The organism is Streptomyces sp. NPDC088730, from assembly GCF_044751215.1.
GTDB lineage: Bacteria > Actinomycetota > Actinomycetes > Streptomycetales > Streptomycetaceae > Streptomyces.
In genome coordinates this window covers 218,146-235,999 of sequence record NZ_JBIVLK010000003.1, presented here as the reverse complement: position 1 = coordinate 235,999, position 17,854 = coordinate 218,146, and the positions used below count along the sequence as shown (strand labels likewise).

The window sequence follows — 17,854 nt, the reverse complement described above, 5'->3', positions numbered from 1 at the left end:
TTCCTCGAACGATTCCGGTAAAGGATCTGGACAGACGATCCGGTGAGGCTTTTCCTGGCGATTCGACCTCCGGGAAAAGCCTCACCGGTACATCATTCTACGGCATGTAGATCACGTCGATCTTCCCCGCGAGTTCAGGGGTATCGGCGACCATATGCCGAAATGCGGTCGCGGCTTCGGGGGTGCTCACGTAGTACACGATGGGTGTGTACGTATTGCTGCCCGCGGCCTTGGCTCCCGCGACCTGGGCCTTGGCCTCTGTCACAGGAGCGGTGATGAACGGTTTGAACTTTCCGGTGGCCGGGTCGATGATCTTGCTGTCCTCCCAGAACTTGGCGTCGATCAGCTTGCCGTCCTGATATCCGTCGAGCTTTACGTACTCGCCCTTCCGTCCGGCTACCGAGTACTTCATCTTGAGTTTGTAGACGAAGCCTTCCGGCACGCCGCCGGTGACCCGCTGCTGATAGGCGGCGGCAGCGGCGGACATGCCTTCGTTCGCCTGCGACCAGGCCCCGGGCCCGTTGAGACCGCCGACCCAGCAACCGGGCCCGGTCTTGCCGCCGCCGGATGCGGCGGCGGCGAAGGAGGCCTGTCGGGAGGTCGCGGTGCTGACCGTCTCGCACGCGTCGTTGAGCTTCCGGACGATGCGGCTGACCATGCCCTCGACGGCAGCCTCGGTCAGGCCGACGGACCGGAGCGCCTTCCACGCGTCGACGAAGCCGATTCCGGTCCTGGCGGCGGCGTCCATCGCCGTCACCGCGGTCTTGGCCGCCTTGAAGAGCGCACCCGCGACGAACCAGCTGGCCGCCCAGGCGCAGTCGCCCCAGCTGCCGCCCGACACACCGGGGGTGATCAGCTTGGCGCAGCCGATGAAGTCGCCGAGCAGGATCTGGACCGGATCAATGCCCGAGTTGAAGTCGACCATCGACAGCGTGTACGACATCCGCTTGGTCTCTGCGTCCGAGACCTCGGGGCCGAGGTAGACCGTCTCCGCGTTCGGGCAGCTGCCCGCATAGGACCCCGGCGTGGCCATGCACATGAACAGGTCGACGTGCGACTTGTACGTGACGTCAGCCGTGATCGTGCAGTCACCGAAATGAATGATCGGGTTGCAGTTGTCCTTGACGACGTTCTTGGGATCGCCGATGTACTCGATGTGGTCCAGGACCGCCCACACCCCGCCGATCCCGGTGGTGACTCCCTGTGTGATCTGGTCGGTGTTTCCGTTCTTCTCCGTGCGGTCCGCGGCCTCCTGGGCCTCGTTCGCCGCGTCCCACGCGCCCTCGGAGGCCTTCTCCGCCGCCGTCGCGTCGTTCTCCGCCTTGGTGGCGGTGTCACGGGCACTGGCCGCGTCGTCCTCGGCCTTGGTGGCCGCGGCACGGGCCGAAGCGGCGTCGTGCTCCGCCTCGGTGGCCGCGCTGTCCGCCGCGGCCGCGTCCGTCTGGGCGTCGTTCGACGCCGTCCAGGCCCTCACCACGTCCGCGCCCGCCGACTGCGCGTAGCCGTCAGCGCGCTTGGCCGAGGCCTGAGCGAGCTTCGAGTCCGCCGCGGCCTGGGTGGCCGAGGACTGGGCCCGCTGGTACGCCTTGGCGGCGCGGACCGCGTCGGACGCCGCTGCCGCGGACGCCTCCGCCGCGAGCTTCATGTCCGCGGCGGCCTTCGCGGCGAGGGCCTTCGCCTCCGCCGAGAACCCCTCGGCCATGTCGGCCGTGGCACCGGCCGCGGCCGCCTGCTGCTGCGCGGCCGTCAGGGACTGCTGGCCGAGGAGCGTCGCGAACGCGGCCGAGCTGTCGGTCTCCTGGTACGGGCCGCCGAGCGAGACCGCCTCGTTCGCCGGCTTGTTCACCGCTGCCGCGGAGTCCCGCGCCGCGAGCGACGACTGGACCGCCGCGAGCGCCTTGCCCGCGGTGGTCGCCGCCCAGGACGCCGTCTGGACCGCCTCGCTACGGGCGGCCGCCGCCTCCTCCTTCGCTGTCTTGGCCGCGGCGGAGGCCTTCTCCGACTCCTCCTTGGCGCCCTTGGCGTCGAGCGCCGCCGCCTCCGAGGCGTCGATGGCCTCGGCCGCCGCCGCGTGCGCCGCGGCGGCGGAACCGGCCGCCACCAGGTACGACGCCCAGGTGGCGTCGGACGCCGCCTTGGCGCGCGCTGCCGCGCCCTGCGCCTTGGTGGCGGCCTCACGGGCGTTGGTGGCGGCGGTGGTGGCCGCGTTCGCCGACGCCCGTGCGCTGGTGGCCGCCGTGGTCGCGGTGTCGGCGGCGCTCCGCGCGTCGGTTGCCGCGGCACGGGCCGCCTCCGCCGCGTCCGTGCTGTCCACCGCGTCGGCGTGGGCCTCCAGTGCTTCGGCCTTGGCCTTCAGCGAGTCCCGCCGCTGCTCGGCCTCAAGGGCCCTGTCACGGGCGGCGACCGCGTCGCGTTCCGCCTGCTCCGCGTCGGCCCTGCGGGACGACGCCGTGGCTCCGGACGCCTCCGCCGACGCGCGGGCGTCCGACGCTATCCGGCCCTGCGCGACCGCATCCGCCTCATGGCCGGCGGCCTTGTCCCGCTCGCTCTCCGCGGTGGCCCGGTAGGCCGCCGCGTTGGCGCGCTCCAACTCGGCCACAGCCCGCGTCCGTTGGGCTTCGGCCGCGGCCTTGCGGGCGTCCTCCTCCTCCGCCAGGGCGGTTTCCTTGGCCTTCTTGGCCGTGGCGGCGTTCGCCGCGGCCGAGGCCGCGTAGGCGTCGGCGCTGTCCGCCGCGGCCTTCGCCTGGGAGGCGGCCTCCTGCGCGGCGATCCGGCGGAACTCGGTGTTCACCGCGTGCGCCTCGGTCTTCGCCAGGGCGAGCAGCGCCTCCGACGTCGACACGGTGGCGTTCGCCGCGTTCAGAGCGGTCTCCGTCGCCTTCGAGGCGGCGGTGGCGGCCGCACCGGAGGCGCGGGCGACCTGGACCGACTGCTGGGCGTAGAGCAGCCCGCGGCCGCGCGGCACCTCTGCGGCGTCCGCGATCGCCCAGGCCTGCTGCTGGGCGGTCACCGCGCGCTGCGCGGCGGCCCTGGCGGCGGTGGCCTGCTGCTGGGAGGTGGTGACGAGCGCCTGGACCTTGCCCCGGGCCTTCGCGAGGTCCGTCTTCGCCCGGTCGAAGAGGGACTGCTTCGGCTTGAGGATGTCGTCCGGGTCGTTCTCCAGCTGGTCGTGCCAGTACTTCTGCCAGCGCAGGATCTGGTCGGCGAGCCATGCCTGGCCGATGGCCTCGACCATGTTGTCCGCGGCGGACCGGGTCGCGGCGGCGGCGTCCGCCTCCGCCCGCATGATGACCGCACGCGGGGCCGCCTGGCCGGCGTACTCCGCGTTCCACTCGGCCGAGGCCTGCGAGACGACCTCGCTCAGGGAGTTGCGCGGGTCCACCGGGTCCTGGTGGTTGCACGAGGCCCAGGCCTGCTTGAGGTCCTCGACCTCGACGCGGAACTCGGGGGAGCCCTCGGCGACCTTCTTGCCGAGGAAGCCGCCGTGCCGCAGGTAACCGGCGACGTCGGAGGAGGTCGTACCGCCGGAGTACCGGGTGTTGCTCACATTGGAAGGCCGCAGCATGACGTCGGCCTCGGCGTCGTGCCAGCTGTCCTTGCCCCGGTTCTGCTCGGTGACCTCGCGGGCCTTCGCCAGCGCCTCGTCGCCCGCGTTGGTGTGGTCGTCCCAGCCCAGCCGCTGGGAAAGCTCGGCCTGGGAGGCCAGGGTGAACCCGAGGATGTCCTCGCCGAACTCCGGCGCGTCCAGGGTGATCCCGTCGTCGAACGAGCTCATCGCGTACGGCCGGTTGGCGTCCTCCAGGAGGGACTCGCGGGCGGCCATCGCGTCCATGAACGCGTAGCCGGCCTTCTCGTCCTGGTCCCGGGCCTGCCCCAGGGGCATGAACCCGATCCAGCCGACGTCACCGATGACGGCGTCGAGCTGTTCGTCCGTGCCGGTCAGGCCCTCGATGGCCTTGGCCTTCATCTTGGCGCCGCCCGCGTGCAGGGCGACTCCGGCGAGGCACTGGTTGAGGCGCGGGGTGGAGCGGACGTCACTGATGACCGCGGTCAGCTCGGTGAGCCGGCGCAGCGCGTTGTCGGCGTCGACGAAGATCTGCCGCACGCCTTCGGACACCTTCTCCACCGCCTGGGCGAGCGCGGGCACCCGGCCCACCATCGCGACGGAGGAGGCGATGTCGACGAGATCCCAGAGGCAGTCCTCGACGTCGTAGCCGGCCAGGCACTCCTTCACGTCGGCCGGGTCGAGCTCATCGAACAGGATCTGCCCGCCGTTGGCCGTCGCCCACGCCACGAGATCCACCGAGACGGCCTTCAGGCCGGCCCGGTAGTCGTCGACACAGGTCTGGCCGCACGCGTCCAGGAGGATCTTCTCCTCGCGCTCGCCCAGGACCGGCCAGTTGTCGGCGCCGCCCTTGACGGGCGTGACGCCCTCCGCGAGCGCGTCCTTGTGCGCGGCCTCGTTCTTCTCGCGCTGTTCCTTCTCGGCCTGCTCGGCCGCGTCCTCGGCCGCGGTGCTGTCGCCCTGCGCGTCGGACGCCTTGCCCTCGGCCTCCTTGGCGTCCTTCTCCGCCTGATCCGCCTTGTCCTGGGCTCCCTTGGCGGCCTCCCCGGCCCGGCCGGCCTTCTCGTTCGCCTCCGCGACGTGCCGTTCGGCGTCGGTCGCCTCGCGGTCCGCCGCGTCGGCGGTGTCGCGTGCGTCGGTCGCGAGAAGAGCGGCACTGGCCGCGTCGGTACCCGCCTGCTCGGAGAAGCCGGCCGCTTCGGCCGACGCGCTCTTGGCACCCTTGTGGTCGGCGGACGCCTCGGCGGCGGACGTCTGGGCGCGGGTCACGGCCTCGACGGCACGCACCGAATCGCTCGCGGCCCGTGCGGCGGCCTCCGCGGCGAGCTTGGCGTCACCCGTGGCCTGCGAGGCAGCCTGCCGCGCGGACTCGGATGCCGCCGCCGCCTCCGTGGCCTTGGCCTCGGCAGCCGCCGCCTGCTGCTCGGCGATCGTCTTCGACGACTGGCCGACGAGCACGGCGAACGCGGCCGAACTGTCCTTCACCCGGTAGGGCGTGCCCACCGAGACGGCCTCGTTGGAAGCGGCGATCGCCTCCTTCGCGCTGTCACGCGCGGCGAGCGCCGCCTGCCCGGCCGCGTAGGCGCGGCCGACCGCGGTCGCGGCCGTCTTCACCGCCGCGGCCGCGCCGGACCCGGCCGCCTCCGACTCCTGCCCGGCCTTCTTGGCCAGCTCGGTGGCGTTCCCCGACGCCGTGGCGGCGTTGTCCGCGAGGAGCGCCGCGTCCTGCGACGCGTCCAGGGCCACGGCAGCGGCCGCGTACGCGGAGGAGGACGCGTCGAGCGACGTGCGGTACGCCGACCACGCCTTGACCGCGTCAGCCTCGGCACGCTTGGCGGCGCCCTCGGCCTTGGTCGCGGCGGTCCGCGCGCCGACGGCGGCGGTGGTCGCCTCGTCCGCCGCGGTCTGCGCGGCGGTGGCGGCCTGGGCCGCCTGGTTCGCCGCCGTACGGGCGGCGGTGGCCGCGGCCCGGGTCTCGGCGGAGGCGGCGGTGCCCTCGGCTGCGGTGGCCGCCGCTTCGAGCGCGGCGGCGCGGGCCGCGACGGCCTGCTTCGCCCGGAGCGCGACGACGGCCTTCTCCCGCGCGGTCTGCGCGGCCTTCGCCTTCTCGGTGGCGACCTTGCGCTTGGCCGTCGCGTCGGTGGTCGCGGTCCCGGCAGCCGTATCGGCGCTACTGGCCGCCGTCTGCTGGGTCGCCGCCCGCCGCTCGGCCTCCTGCGCCTTGGCCCGCTCGGTGGCGGCGGTGGCGCGGGAGGCGGCCGCGTTGGCCTTCTCCGTCTGCGCCTTGGCGCGTTCGGAAGCGGCGGTGGCAGCGGCCGTCTCGGCCTTGTTCCGCTTCTGCTCCGCCGTCGTGCGGGCGTCCTTCGCCGTCTTCGCGCTGTCGGCGGCGGCCGCGGCGTTGGTCTCGGCGCTGTCGGCGGCGGCCTTCGCCTGGGCGGCGGCCTCCTCGGCGGCGACGCGGCGGAACTCGGTGCTGATGGCGTGCGAGTCGGTCTGCGCCTTGGCGAGCAGGGTGTCCGCGTTCGCGATCGTCGCGTTGGCGGCGGAGAGCGCGGTCTCGGTCGCCTTCGAGGCGGCCGTGGCGGCGGCCGCGGAGGCGCGGGCCACCTGGACCGACTGCTGGGCGTACATCAGGCCCCGGCCGCGCGGAACATGGGCGCTGTCCGCGACGGCCCAGGCCTCCTGCTGCGCGGTCGCGGCCTGCTGCGCGGCCGTGGCGGCCTTGCCGGCCTGCGCCTTGGCCGAGACGACCAGGGCGGCCACCTTGGTACGGGCGGCGCTGAGGTCGGCCGTGGCCTTGTCGTAGAACGCCTGGTCGGGCTTTTCGAAGATCGTCTCGGGGTCGTTGGCGAGCTCGTCCTGCCAGTACGTGCGCCAGGTCAGGATCTGCTCGACGATCCAGGCCTGCCGGATGGCCTCGACCATGTCGTTGGTCGCTGCCCGGGTCGCCGCGGCGGCGTCGGCCTCCGCCTGGATGACCGCGGCCCGCTGGGGGGCCTGCCCGGTGTACTCCGACTCCCACTCGGCCATCGCGGTCATGAGCGGGGCGTTGAGCTTGCGGCGCGGGTCGATCGGGTTCTGGTAGTCGCAGGCCGCCCAGGCCTGCTTGAGGTCCTCGACCTCGACGCGGTACTCGGGCGAGTCCTCGGCCGGTGCCTCGGTCGCGTACCCGCCACGCCGCAGGTAGGAGGCGATGTCGCTGGAGGTGGTACCGCCCGAGTACTCGTATCCGACGTCCCGCAGCATGTCGCTCGCGGCGGCGTCGTTCCAGCTGTCCTTGCCCTCGTTCTCGTCGGTGATGACCCGGGCCCGGGCGATCGCCTCGTCGCTGGCCTCGCTGTGGCCGTCCCAGCCGAGCGGGGAGACGAGCTGGACCTGGTTGATCGCGGTGAAGTAGTTCACGTCCGCGCCGAACGCGGGCGCGTGCCACTCCATGTCGTCGCTGGCCCACGCGGACTCGCGGTAGGGCTTGTTGGCCTCGTCGAGCTCTTCGGTACGCAGGTCCATGGCGTCCCGGTAGGCCTTGCCGTCGTCCTCGTCGGCGGTTCCGGCCGTGCCCAGGGGGCCGAAGCCGATCCAGCCGATGTCGCCGATGGCCTCGCGGAGCTGCGCGTCGGTGCCGGTCAGGGCCTCGATGGCCTTGGCCTTCATCTGCGGTCCGCCGACGTGCAGCGCCACACCCGCGAGGCAGCGGTCACGACGGGGGGACTCGCCGACGCTGTTGCGGGTGTACCCGGTGTCCTCTTCGGGTGCCGGGGCGGCCAGCGCCTGCGGAGCCTGGATCACACCCATCAGCACGGCTGCGGCGGTGACGAGCGCCGTCGCACTGGTGGCTCTGGCCAGTGTGGAACGTATGCGACGCCGGCGTCTGCCGACGTCTCTGAGCATTGACATGTCTGCCTTGCAATCTCTAGACCGTTCGGCAGCACCTCAGCATGAGCATGACAGGCGGCCCGCTGTCCGGGTCAGATCCCCCGCGGCGCGACAACTGCCGGCGTGCTCGCCTCTTCCACACGTCGACGCTGCCGCTTGCTCCGTGAGAGTGCCATGAACATGCCTTCACGTGAAGGTTGAATGATCTTCACTAAGCGGGCACAGGATTTACTAGCGGGCAAAGCGGCCCTGTTAGTGATCATCTTGTTACCCAGCGGGACGTCCGGACTCCGAGCGCGGGCCGAGCCGTCGGAATCTCCTGCGGTCGAATGCCTTCTGCACCTTCGGCGCAGGGGTGTACGGTCTCGGGCCAACGGAGAAATGGGAGCGCTCCCATCGTTCCTGTGGCCCCCATGCTCCCGTCGTCGTTGTCCGCTTCGCACGAGGAGGAACGCCTTGAAACGCTTTCTCGCCCTACTGGCGACCTGCGCGACGGTCCTGGGCCTCACGGCACTGGTCACTCCCCAGACGGCGGTGGCCGCCACCGGCTGCCGGGTCGACTACACCGTCACCAACACCTGGCAGGGCGGCTTCCAGGCCGCGGTGAAGGTCACCAACCTGGGCGCCCCCGTCACCGGTTGGAAGCTCGAATTCGCGATGCCCAGCCCGGGCCAGCGGCTCGCGCAGGGCTGGAACGCCACCTGGTCCCAGTCCGGCTCCGCCGTCAGCGCCACCGCCCCGGACTGGAACGCGGCGCTGGCCACCGGGGCGGTGGCGGAGCTGGGGTTCACGGGCTCGTTCACAGCCGCCAACCCGGCCCCCTCGGCGTTCACGCTCAACGGCGTCGCGTGTACGGGCTCCGACGGGACCCCGCCCGCCGGGGACGACGGCACTCCCGTAGGGACCAACGGGCGGCTCCACGTCTGCGGGGTCAACCTGTGCAACCAGTACGACCGCCCCGTACAGCTGCGGGGCATGAGCACGCACGGCATCCAGTGGTTCAGCCAGTGCTACAGCGCCGCCTCGATGGATGCGCTGGCTGATGACTGGAAGGCGGACCTCCTGCGCATCGCCATGTACGTGCAGGAGGACGGCTACGAGACCGACCCGGCGGGCTTCACGGAACGCGTGAACGGCCTCGTGGACATGGCCGAGGACCGGGGCATGTACGCCCTGATCGACTTCCACACCCTGACGCCGGGCGATCCGAACTACAACCTGGACCGCGCCAAGACGTTCTTCGCCTCCGTCGCCGCCCGCAACGCCGACAAGGCGAACGTGATCTACGAGATCGCCAACGAGCCCAACGGCGTGAGCTGGCCGGCCATCAAGAGCTACGCCGAACAGGTCATCCCGGTCATCCAGGCCGCCGACCCGGACGCCGTGATCGTGGTCGGCACCCGTGGCTGGTCCTCGCTGGGGGTCTCGGACGGCTCCAGCGAGAGCGAGGTCGTCAACAACCCCGTGAACGCCGCCAACATCATGTACGCGTTCCACTTCTACGCCGCGAGCCACAAGGACGCCTACCGCGCGGCGGTGAGCCGGGCCGCCGCACAACTGCCGCTGTTCGTCACCGAGTTCGGCACGGTGAGCGCCACCGGCGGTGGGGCGATGGACCGGGCGAGCACCGCGGCCTGGCTGGACCTGCTCGACCAGCTGAAGATCAGCTACGCGAACTGGACCTACTCAGACGCTCCGGAGAGCAGCGCCGCGCTCCGGCCGGGTACGTGCGACGGCACCGACTACAGCTCCGGCGGCGTACTGACCGAGTCCGGAGCACTGCTCAAGGACCGGATCAGCACTCCGGACCACTTCCCGACCGGCTGAACCTCCGGGCCGGCCCTCCCGGCTGAACCTTCCGTGCGGGCGGCGGCGACGAGGCCGCCCGCACGGACGACGGAGCGTTTCCTGTGCTCTGACCGTGGACGGGAACCAGGGCCTGACGGAATCGATCGAATCGGCCTGAGAGGAACTGGAGGAACTGAACGGCTCCGGTGCGGGCCGCCGGGGCCTCTGCCCCGATGCCGTCAGCGACGTCCTGGAAACGGCCCGCCTGGCGCCGGGTGACGCCGAGCGGACACTCCAACACCTCGTCGCAGTCGCGCTCGCCGACAGGAGCCGCCCCGAACGGGAGTCCGCGCTGCGCGCGTGCGCACGGAGGCCGCGGAGGCGGTGAACGAAGTGCGCTGGAGCCGGGAGGAGTCCTGAGCGGGTGGCCCTGGCGTCGGCCGGGACCCGTCGGGCCCGCAGGCGGCCCGGACAGTACGCTGGCCTCCGTCCGCACGATCTGGGGGAGTCATGGCAAGCAGGTTCACCGAGTTGTCCGTCGACTGTCACGATCCGGAGCGGCTCGCGGCCTTCTGGTGCGAGGTGCTGGATTTCCAGGTGCTCGACCGGGATGAGGGCAAGGTCGAGATCGGCTCCTGGGTGCCGACCGTAGAGGAGGTCCGGGCCCGCCAGATGCCGCCCACTCTGTTGTTCATCCAGGTGCCGGAGGGCAAGGCCGTGAAGAACCGGCTCCACCTCGACGTCAGCCCGATCGACGACAGCACCGAGGGCGAGGTGAGCCGGCTGCTCGGTCTCGGCGCCACCAGGACGGACGTGGGCCAGGGCCCGGACCGGAACTGGGTGGTCATGGCAGACCCCGAGGGCAACGAGTTCTGCGTCCTGCGCACCCTGGCGCCGCAGAACTAGGCTCCGGACGCGAGCCGGTCAGCCGTCAGTTCTTCTTCAGCCCCTCGGGGGCGCCAACGGCTGTCCGGACTGCGCCGCGCAGTGGTCGCTGCGCGCGAGTTGCCGGCCCGGTGCCGTGAGTCACGCAACGACAAAGAGCCGGACCCAGTGAAACCGGGTCCGGCTCTCGAAGTCTGGCACTTCGCCGGTCCAGCGTCGCCATCACGCTGTTCCGGTGGAAGTGCCCCCGGCAGGATTCGAACCTGCGCACCCGGCTCCGGAGGCCGATGCTCTATCCCCTGAGCTACGGGGGCGTATCGCGGTGTTGCTCTGCGACGGGTGAAACACTACCAGCTTCGACGGGGTGGCCGTGAACAGGTATTTCCGCGCCGTCGCAAAGGGGCCACAGAGCCGCCGCACAGGCGCTGGACGGCGTGCCCGGCCCGTCGCACACACATCCGGCCAACCTTGGAAGCCATCCCTCCGGGGACGGAAGTGGGCAAAACCCGGACGCAGCCACTCCGGCCCGCCTACTCTCGAAGGGTGTCAGTGGCGTCCGGCCGCGTGCTTGTTGTCGACGACAACAAGGTCATCCGGCAGTTGATCAGGGTCAATCTTGAGCTTGAGGGCTTCGAGGTCGTGACCGCGGCCGATGGTGTCGAGTGTCTGGATCTGGTGCATCGGGTCAGCCCCGATGTGATCACGCTCGATGTCGTCATGCCGCGGCTGGACGGTCTGCAGACGGCCACCAGACTCCGCTCCGATCCGCGGACCCGGCATCTGCCCGTCGCGATCATCAGTGCCTGCACGCCGTACGAGGTGGACAACGGCGTGGCGGCGGGGGTGGACGCGTTCCTGGCGAAGCCCTTCGAGCCGAGCGAGCTGGTGCGGGTCGTACGACAGCTGATGGAGTGCGGCCGGCCGCCCGCGCTCGACGGCAGGCAGGGCGCCGGGCGGGCGGAGAGCGCCGCCGGCTGACCGGATGGCGAAACCGGTTCGCGGAAGGCCCCCCTCCCTCCCATACGCTTGTCCCGTGACCCCCGCCGATCTCTCCTCGACCGTGCTGCACGCCGTGCGCCGCGCGGTCGCCGAGGACGCCTTGCGCGCGCCCGTGCCCGCGCGCGTGCGAGTGGAGAGGACGCGGCCGGGCGGCCGGGGCGACTACGCCAGTGCCGTCGCCCTCCAGCTGGCCGGGCCCGCCGCGCTGCCCGCACGCGAGGTGGCCGAGATCCTTCGGGCACGGATGGCCGGGGCGCCCGGAATCGGGCGGGTCGAGATCACCGGCCCCGGCTTCCTGAACTTCACGCTCGACGCCGCCACCGACGCCGCCGCCCACGCCGCCCTGGTCCACCAGGTGCTGGAGCGGGGGACGCGGTACGGACACGGCGACGCGCTCGCCGGGGTACCGCTGCGATTCGGCCACGCCCGCGAGGTCCGGGCCGCGGTCACCGCCGACGCGGTGCGCCGGCTCGTGCTGGCGCAGGGCGGGCTCGTACGCATCAGCTGCCACGGGGAACGCGACCCGGACTGGACGCGCCTCGGCATCGCCGCCGACGCCCACGGGCAGCCTCCCGCACCGTCGGCCGTGCTCGCCCAAGGACAGCCTCCCGTACCGTCGGCCGTGCTCGCCCAAGGACAGCCTCCCGTACCGCCGACGGAGCTCGCCCAAGGACAGCCCCCCGTGCCGCCGACGGAGATCCGGCCCGTCCCGGCCGGGGCCACCGCCGGTGAGCTGCTCGCCCGGCTCGGGTCCGACGCCACCCGCTGGGGGCTGCTCCGGCCGGCCGGGCACGACCGCGCTCCGCTCGGGGACGAGCTCCTCGTGCAGGCTGAGGGAAACCCCCTGTTCCTGGTCCGCTACGCGCACTCCCGCGCCCGCGCGCTGAGCCGCGGCGCCGAGCTGCTCGGGTTCACGGGCGGCGGTGGCCAGGGCGCCGGTGCGGCGGCGTTCGAGGCGCCGGAGGCGCTCGCGCTCCTCGCCGTCCTCGCCGACCACCCCGCCGTCCTCGCCGCCGCGGCCCGCCACCGCGCACCCGACCGGCTCGCCCGCCACCTCGAAGCGGTCGCGCACGCGTTCTTCGACTTCCACGACGCCACGTCACCGCTCCCCGCCGGGGACGAGAAACCCTCGGCCGCCCACCGCGCCCGGCTCGCCCTCGCCGAAGCCGCCGGGACGGTGCTGGCAGGCGGCCTGTCCCTGCTAGGCGTCAGCGCGCCCCCGTACCTCTGAGAGACCCGAGAGAGCAGAGCAACACGATGAGCCGATCCGCACACCCCGCCGGTCCCCGCCACGCCGACGTCATGACCGAGGGCCACTACTCCGCCCCGGCCGAGGACCTCAACGTCCTGGACGAGAAGGTCTGGTCCCGCACCGTCACCCGCGACGAGCAGGGCGCCCTGACCGTAGGCGGGATCGAAGTAGCGCGGCTGGCGGAGGAGTTCGGCACCCCGGCCTACTTCCTCGACGAGGCCGACTTCCGGGACCGCTGCCGCGCCTGGTCCGACGCCTTCGGCCCCGGCGCCGACGTCTTCTACGCCGGGAAGGCCTTCCTCTCCCGCGCGGTCGTGCGCTGGCTGAAGGAGGAGGGACTCAACCTCGACGTCTGCTCCGGCGGCGAGCTGACCACCGCCCTGGACGCCGGGATGCCCGCGGAGCGCATCGCCTTCCACGGCAACAACAAGACGGTCGACGAGATCGAGCGGGCCGTCACGGCGGGCGTCGGGCGGATCGTCCTCGACTCCTTCCAGGAGATCGTCCGGGTCTCCCACATCGCGCAGCGGCTCGGCCGCCGCCAGCCCGTGCAGATCCGGGTGACCGTCGGCGTCGAGGCCCACACCCACGAGTTCATCGCCACCGCGCACGAGGACCAGAAGTTCGGCATCGCGCTGGCCGGGGGACAGGCCGCGGAAGCGGTCCGGCGGGCGCTCACCCTCGACGGGCTCGAACTGATCGGCATCCACTCGCACATCGGCTCGCAGATCTTCGACATGGCCGGCTTCGAGGTCTCCGCCCGGCGCGTGGTGCAGCTGCTGGCCGAGGTCCGCGACGAGCACGGCGTCGAGCTGCCCGAGATCGACCTCGGCGGCGGCCTCGGCATCGCGTACACCTCGGAGGACGACCCGCGCGAGCCGCACGAGATCGCCAAGGCGCTCGGTGACATCGTGACCCGGGAGTGCGAGGCCGCCGGGCTCGCCACCCCCCGGATCTCCGTGGAGCCGGGCCGCGCCATCGTCGGACCGACCGCCTTCACGCTGTACGAGGTCGGCACGATCAAGCCCCTGGAGGGGCTGCGGACGTACGTCAGCGTCGACGGCGGCATGTCGGACAACATCCGCACCGCGCTGTACGACGCCGAGTACAGCGTCGCGCTCGTCTCCCGCACCTCGGACGCGGAGCCGATGCTCGTCCGGGTCGTGGGCAAGCACTGCGAGAGCGGCGACATCGTGGTCAAGGACGCCTTCCTGCCGTCCGACCTGGCCCCCGGCGACCTGATCGCGGTGCCCGCCACCGGCGCGTACTGCCGTTCCATGGCGAGCAACTACAACCACGCGCTGCGCCCGCCGGTCGTCGCCGTGCGCGACGGCGAGGCCCGAGTCATCGTCCGGCGCGAAACGGAGGAAGATCTCCTGCGTCTCGACGTCGGCTGACGCCGTATTTCCCGGGACACACCCCAGGTCCCCCATAAACATCTCAGGATCCGGACGGGTGGCGGGGAACGCCCGTCCGGTGAGTGAGACTGGTCCATACATCAGATGTAAAGGAAACGAGGTCGGATGATGCGTACGCGTCCGCTGAAGGTGGCGCTGCTGGGCTGTGGAGTGGTCGGCTCAGAGGTGGCGCGCATCATGACGACGCACGCCGACGACCTCGCCGCGCGCATCGGCGCGCCGGTGGAGCTCGCCGGTGTCGCCGTGCGCCGGCCCTCCAAGGTGCGCGAGGGCATCGACCCCGCACTGATCACCACCGACGCGACGGCCCTGGTCAAACGGGGCGACATCGACGTCGTCATCGAGGTCATCGGGGGCATCGAGCCCGCCCGCACGCTCATCCGCTCCGCCTTCGAGCACGGCGCGAGCGTCGTCTCCGCCAACAAGGCGCTCCTCGCGGAGGACGGCGCCGCCCTGCACGCCGAGGCCGAGAAGCACGGCCGGGACCTCTACTACGAGGCCGCCGTGGCGGGCGCCATCCCGCTCGTCCGGCCGCTGCGCGAGTCCCTCGCCGGCGACAAGGTGAACCGGGTCCTCGGCATCGTCAACGGCACCACGAACTTCATCCTCGACAAGATGGACACCAGCGGCGCCGGATACTCGGAGGCGCTCGACGAGGCCACCGCGCTCGGATACGCGGAGGCCGACCCCACCGCCGACGTCGAGGGCTTCGACGCCGCCGCCAAGGCCGCGATCCTGGCCGGCATCGCCTTCCACACCCGGGTGAGGATCGGTGACGTGCACCGCGAGGGCATCACCGAGGTCACCGCCGCCGACATCGCCTCCGCCCGCCGCATGGGCTGCACCGTCAAGCTCCTCGCGATCTGCGAGCGCGCCGCCGACGGCCGCTCGGTCACGGCCCGCGTGCACCCCGCGATGATCCCGCTCAGCCACCCGCTCGCCTCCGTCCGCGAGGCGTACAACGCGGTGTTCGTCGAGGCGGAGGCCGCCGGGCAGCTGATGTTCTACGGCCCCGGCGCCGGTGGCGCGCCCACCGCCTCCGCGGTCCTCGGCGACCTCGTCGCGGTCTGCCGCAACAAACTCAACGAGGCCCCGGGCCCCGGTGAGTCCGCGTACACGCGTCTGCCGGTCAGCCCGATGGGCGACGTGGTCACGCGGTACCACATCAGTCTCGACGTGGCCGACAAGCCTGGCGTACTCGCCCAGGTCGCGACGGTCTTCGCCGAACAGGGCGTATCCATCGATACGGTCCGCCAGAAAGGCCGTCAGGAAGGCGGCGGCGAGGCTTCGCTCGTCGTCGTCACCCACCGCGCGCCCGACGCCGCCCTCTCGGGGACGGTCGAGGCGCTGCGCAAGCTCGACACCGTACGCGGTGTCGCCAGCATCATGCGTGTTGAAGGGGAGTAAGGACCCATGACCACCAAGGGCACCCACCAGTGGCGCGGCATCATCGAGGAGTACCGGGACCGTCTCCCGGTCACGAGCACGACGCCGGTCGTCACGCTCCGTGAGGGCGGCACGCCGCTCGTACCCGCTCAGGTCCTCTCCGAGCGCACGGGCTGCGAGGTGCACCTCAAGGTCGAGGGCGCCAACCCCACCGGTTCCTTCAAGGACCGCGGAATGACCATGGCGATCACCCGGGCCAAGGAGGAGGGCGCGCAGGCCGTCATCTGCGCCTCCACCGGCAACACCTCCGCCTCCGCCGCCGCGTACGCGGTCCGCGCGGGCATGGTCTGCGCCGTCCTCGTACCGCAGGGCAAGATCGCGCTCGGCAAGATGGGCCAGGCGCTGGTGCACGGCGCGAAGATCCTCCAGGTCGACGGCAACTTCGACGACTGCCTGACGCTGGCCCGCTCGCTCTCGGACAACTACCCGGTGGCACTGGTCAATTCGGTCAACCCGGTCCGTATCGAGGGCCAGAAGACCGCCGCCTTCGAGATCGTCGACGCGCTCGGGGACGCCCCGGACATCCACGTCCTGCCGGTAGGCAACGCGGGCAACATCACCGCGTACTGGAAGGGGTACACCGAGTACGCCGGGGACGGCCCGTCGACGCACAAGCCGCGGATGTGGGGCTTCCAGGCCTCCGGCTCCGCGCCCATCGTGCGCGGCGAGATCGTCAAGGACCCGTCGACCGTCGCGACCGCCATCCGGATCGGCAACCCGGCCTCCTGGCAGTTCGCACTCAACGCGCGCGATGAGTCGGGCGGCTTCATCGACGAGGTGACGGACCGGCAGATCCTGGCCGCCTACCGGCTGTTGGCCTCCCAGGAGGGCGTCTTCGTGGAGCCCGCGTCGGCCGCCTCCGTCGCCGGTCTGCTCAAGGCCGCCGAAGAGGGCAAGGTCGACCGGGGCCAGCGCATCGTCTGCACGGTCACCGGCAACGGGCTCAAGGACCCGGACTGGGCCGTCGCCGGCGCCCCCCAGCCGGTCACCGTCCCGGTCGACGCGGTCGCCGCCGCCGAGAAGCTGGGCCTCGCGTAGCGCGTGTCCGCGGAGTCCCGCCCGCCCTCCGGGCGGACGACGACACTTCGCGGACACGCACCCCAGGACACACCGTACGGCGGCCGCCCGGTGCCCACCGGGCGGCCGCCGGGGCAGCGGATTCGTCAGGAGACCGGCTCAGCCGCCCCCTTCGGGGCGGAGAGCGCACCATCGGCGGGCGACACGCATCGTGCGCCTCCTGTGCGCCCTATGTCGCCACAGAACCTTCCTTCGATAAGCTGTACCCAACCCACCCCGCCGCATATGACCGGGGTGCGCGGGCCGTTGCGGCTGTCCGTCCGATCCGGACTCACGCGATGCCCGCCGCCGTAATCGCCCACCCCCAGAAGAAGCCGAAGAGCCGCGAAGAGACCCGAATATCTCGCAGCCCTCCGGAATTCCCCGCCGCCTCACAAGGAGAGTCGTCAGAGCGATGGCCGGTCCCGCCTTCCGAGCCGCCGCCGTACGGGTGCGCGTCCCCGCAACCAGCGCCAACCTGGGTCCGGGCTTCGACGCCCTCGGCCTGTCGCTGGGGCTCTACGACGACGTCGTCGTCCGCGTCGCCGACGCCGGACTGCACATCGACATCGCCGGCGAGGGCGCGGACACGCTGCCCCGCGACGAGAACCACCTGCTCGTACGGTCCCTGCGCACCGCCTTCGACCTGCTCGGCGGACAGCCCCGCGGCCTGGAGATCGTCTGCGCCAACCGCATCCCGCACGGCCGGGGCCTCGGCTCGTCCTCCGCCGCCATCTGCGCCGGCATCGTCGCCGCCCGCGCCGTGACGACCGGCGGTGACGCCCGGCTCGACGACGCCGCCCTGCTGGAGCTCGCCACCGAGATCGAGGGCCATCCGGACAATGTCGCGGCCTGTCTCCTCGGCGGGTTCACCCTCGCGTGGATGGACGGCGGATCGGCCCGCGCCATCAGGATGGACCCCGCTGATTCCATCGTTCCGGTGGTTTTCGTCCCCGGCAACCCGGTGCTCACCGAGACCGCCCGCGGACTGCTGCCGCGCACCGTCCCGCATGTCGACGCCGCCTTCAACGCGGGCCGGGCCGCGCTGCTCGTCGAGGCCCTGACCAGGCGCCCCGAGCTGCTGCTCACCGCCACTGAGGACCGGCTGCACCAGGAATACCGCTCCCCGGCGATGCCGCAGAGCGTGGAACTCGTGAACCGACTGCGCGCGGACGGCGTCCCCGCGGTCATCTCCGGTGCCGGGCCGACCGTGCTGGCACTGGCCGAGGACGGTGCGGCCGACAAGGTCGCACGGCTGGCGGGCGAGGGCTGGGCGGCCAACCGGCTCACTCTCGACGCCCAGGGCGCGAGTGTGCTGCCGCTCGCCCCGTAGCCGAGAAGTGATTGCCGGTGCGTGAGAGGGGGAATGTTTGTTGGAGCCGGTAGTGTTAACCTCAAGTCTGCAATCGACGTCTATGTGGCGCGTTGCTTCGTGTCCCTTTCCGGGACCACCATTTCTTCCGGGAGCCTCCCCAACTGCCTGAGCAGCCTGCCTGAGCAGTTTCGAGCACGCTCCGGAACCGGCACGACACCCTCTCGCTCGTCCAGGAGTGGGCCGAGCAGGGGGATGCT

At 71.9% G+C, this 17,854-nt stretch carries 9 protein-coding genes and 1 tRNA gene; 8 read left to right on the top strand and 2 right to left on the bottom strand.

What is annotated here, in order from left to right; genetic code table 11:
- Window positions 1–97: 97 nt before the first annotated feature.
- The gene (locus ACIP89_RS12990; protein WP_402114816.1) at window positions 98–7,459 is read right to left on the bottom strand and encodes a hypothetical protein; all 7,362 of its coding nucleotides are present in this window, start codon (window positions 7,457–7,459) and stop codon (window positions 98–100) included.
- A gap of 435 nt (window positions 7,460–7,894) precedes the next feature.
- Between ACIP89_RS12990 and ACIP89_RS12985 the strand changes: the two genes are divergently transcribed.
- Window positions 7,895–9,265 (top strand): cellulase family glycosylhydrolase, encoded by a 1,371-nt coding sequence (locus tag ACIP89_RS12985; protein WP_402114813.1) that lies wholly within the window; start codon window positions 7,895–7,897, stop codon window positions 9,263–9,265.
- Between the two features lie 471 nt (window positions 9,266–9,736).
- Window positions 9,737–10,132 carry a VOC family protein gene (locus ACIP89_RS12980; protein ID WP_402114812.1) on the top strand — a complete coding sequence of 132 codons (396 nt, stop codon included), beginning with the start codon at window positions 9,737–9,739 and terminating at the stop codon, window positions 10,130–10,132.
- Window positions 10,133–10,353: 221 nt separating this feature from the next.
- On the opposite strand, the gene ACIP89_RS12975 is transcribed toward ACIP89_RS12980, so the two are convergent.
- Window positions 10,354–10,425, bottom strand: a tRNA-Arg gene (locus tag ACIP89_RS12975).
- A 229-nt stretch (window positions 10,426–10,654) separates the two neighbouring features.
- Here ACIP89_RS12975 and ACIP89_RS12970 point away from each other — a divergent pair.
- From ACIP89_RS12970 to thrB, 6 genes are all read left to right on the top strand, one after another.
- Window positions 10,655–11,089 carry a response regulator gene (locus ACIP89_RS12970; protein ID WP_401920426.1) on the top strand — a complete coding sequence of 145 codons (435 nt, stop codon included), beginning with the start codon at window positions 10,655–10,657 and terminating at the stop codon, window positions 11,087–11,089.
- A 55-nt stretch (window positions 11,090–11,144) separates the two neighbouring features.
- Window positions 11,145–12,341: an ArgS-related anticodon-binding protein NrtL gene (gene nrtL, locus ACIP89_RS12965; protein ID WP_402114810.1), complete on the top strand. Its 1,197-nt coding sequence runs from the start codon at window positions 11,145–11,147 to the stop codon at window positions 12,339–12,341.
- Between the two features lie 26 nt (window positions 12,342–12,367).
- A complete protein-coding gene (lysA, locus tag ACIP89_RS12960; protein WP_401920422.1) occupies window positions 12,368–13,759 on the top strand; it encodes a diaminopimelate decarboxylase in 1,392 nt (463 codons plus the stop codon).
- Between the two features lie 126 nt (window positions 13,760–13,885).
- A complete protein-coding gene (locus ACIP89_RS12955) occupies window positions 13,886–15,187 on the top strand; it encodes a homoserine dehydrogenase (RefSeq protein WP_371776105.1) in 1,302 nt (433 codons plus the stop codon).
- 6 nt (window positions 15,188–15,193) lie between these two features.
- Entirely contained in the window at window positions 15,194–16,264 is a 1,071-nt protein-coding gene (thrC, locus tag ACIP89_RS12950; RefSeq protein ID WP_401920419.1) for a threonine synthase, read from the top strand.
- Window positions 16,265–16,697: 433 nt separating this feature from the next.
- Complete coding sequence (thrB, locus tag ACIP89_RS12945; RefSeq protein WP_327339056.1) at window positions 16,698–17,615, top strand: homoserine kinase; 918 nt, start codon at window positions 16,698–16,700, stop codon at window positions 17,613–17,615.
- The last annotated feature ends 239 nt before the right edge of the window (window positions 17,616–17,854 follow it).

What these genes read in the sequence shown, in the direction of transcription:
- ACIP89_RS12990 (WP_402114816.1), bottom strand. Translation starts at nt 7,459, where the DNA reads ATGTCAATGCTCAGAGACGTCGGCAGACGCCGGCGTCGCATACGTTCC.
- ACIP89_RS12980 (WP_402114812.1), top strand. Translation starts at nt 9,737, where the DNA reads ATGGCAAGCAGGTTCACCGAGTTGTCCGTCGACTGTCACGATCCGGAG.
- lysA (WP_401920422.1), top strand. Translation starts at nt 12,368, where the DNA reads ATGAGCCGATCCGCACACCCCGCCGGTCCCCGCCACGCCGACGTCATG.
- ACIP89_RS12955 (WP_371776105.1), top strand. Translation starts at nt 13,886, where the DNA reads ATGATGCGTACGCGTCCGCTGAAGGTGGCGCTGCTGGGCTGTGGAGTG.
- thrC (WP_401920419.1), top strand. Translation starts at nt 15,194, where the DNA reads ATGACCACCAAGGGCACCCACCAGTGGCGCGGCATCATCGAGGAGTAC.
- thrB (WP_327339056.1), top strand. Translation starts at nt 16,698, where the DNA reads ATGGCCGGTCCCGCCTTCCGAGCCGCCGCCGTACGGGTGCGCGTCCCC.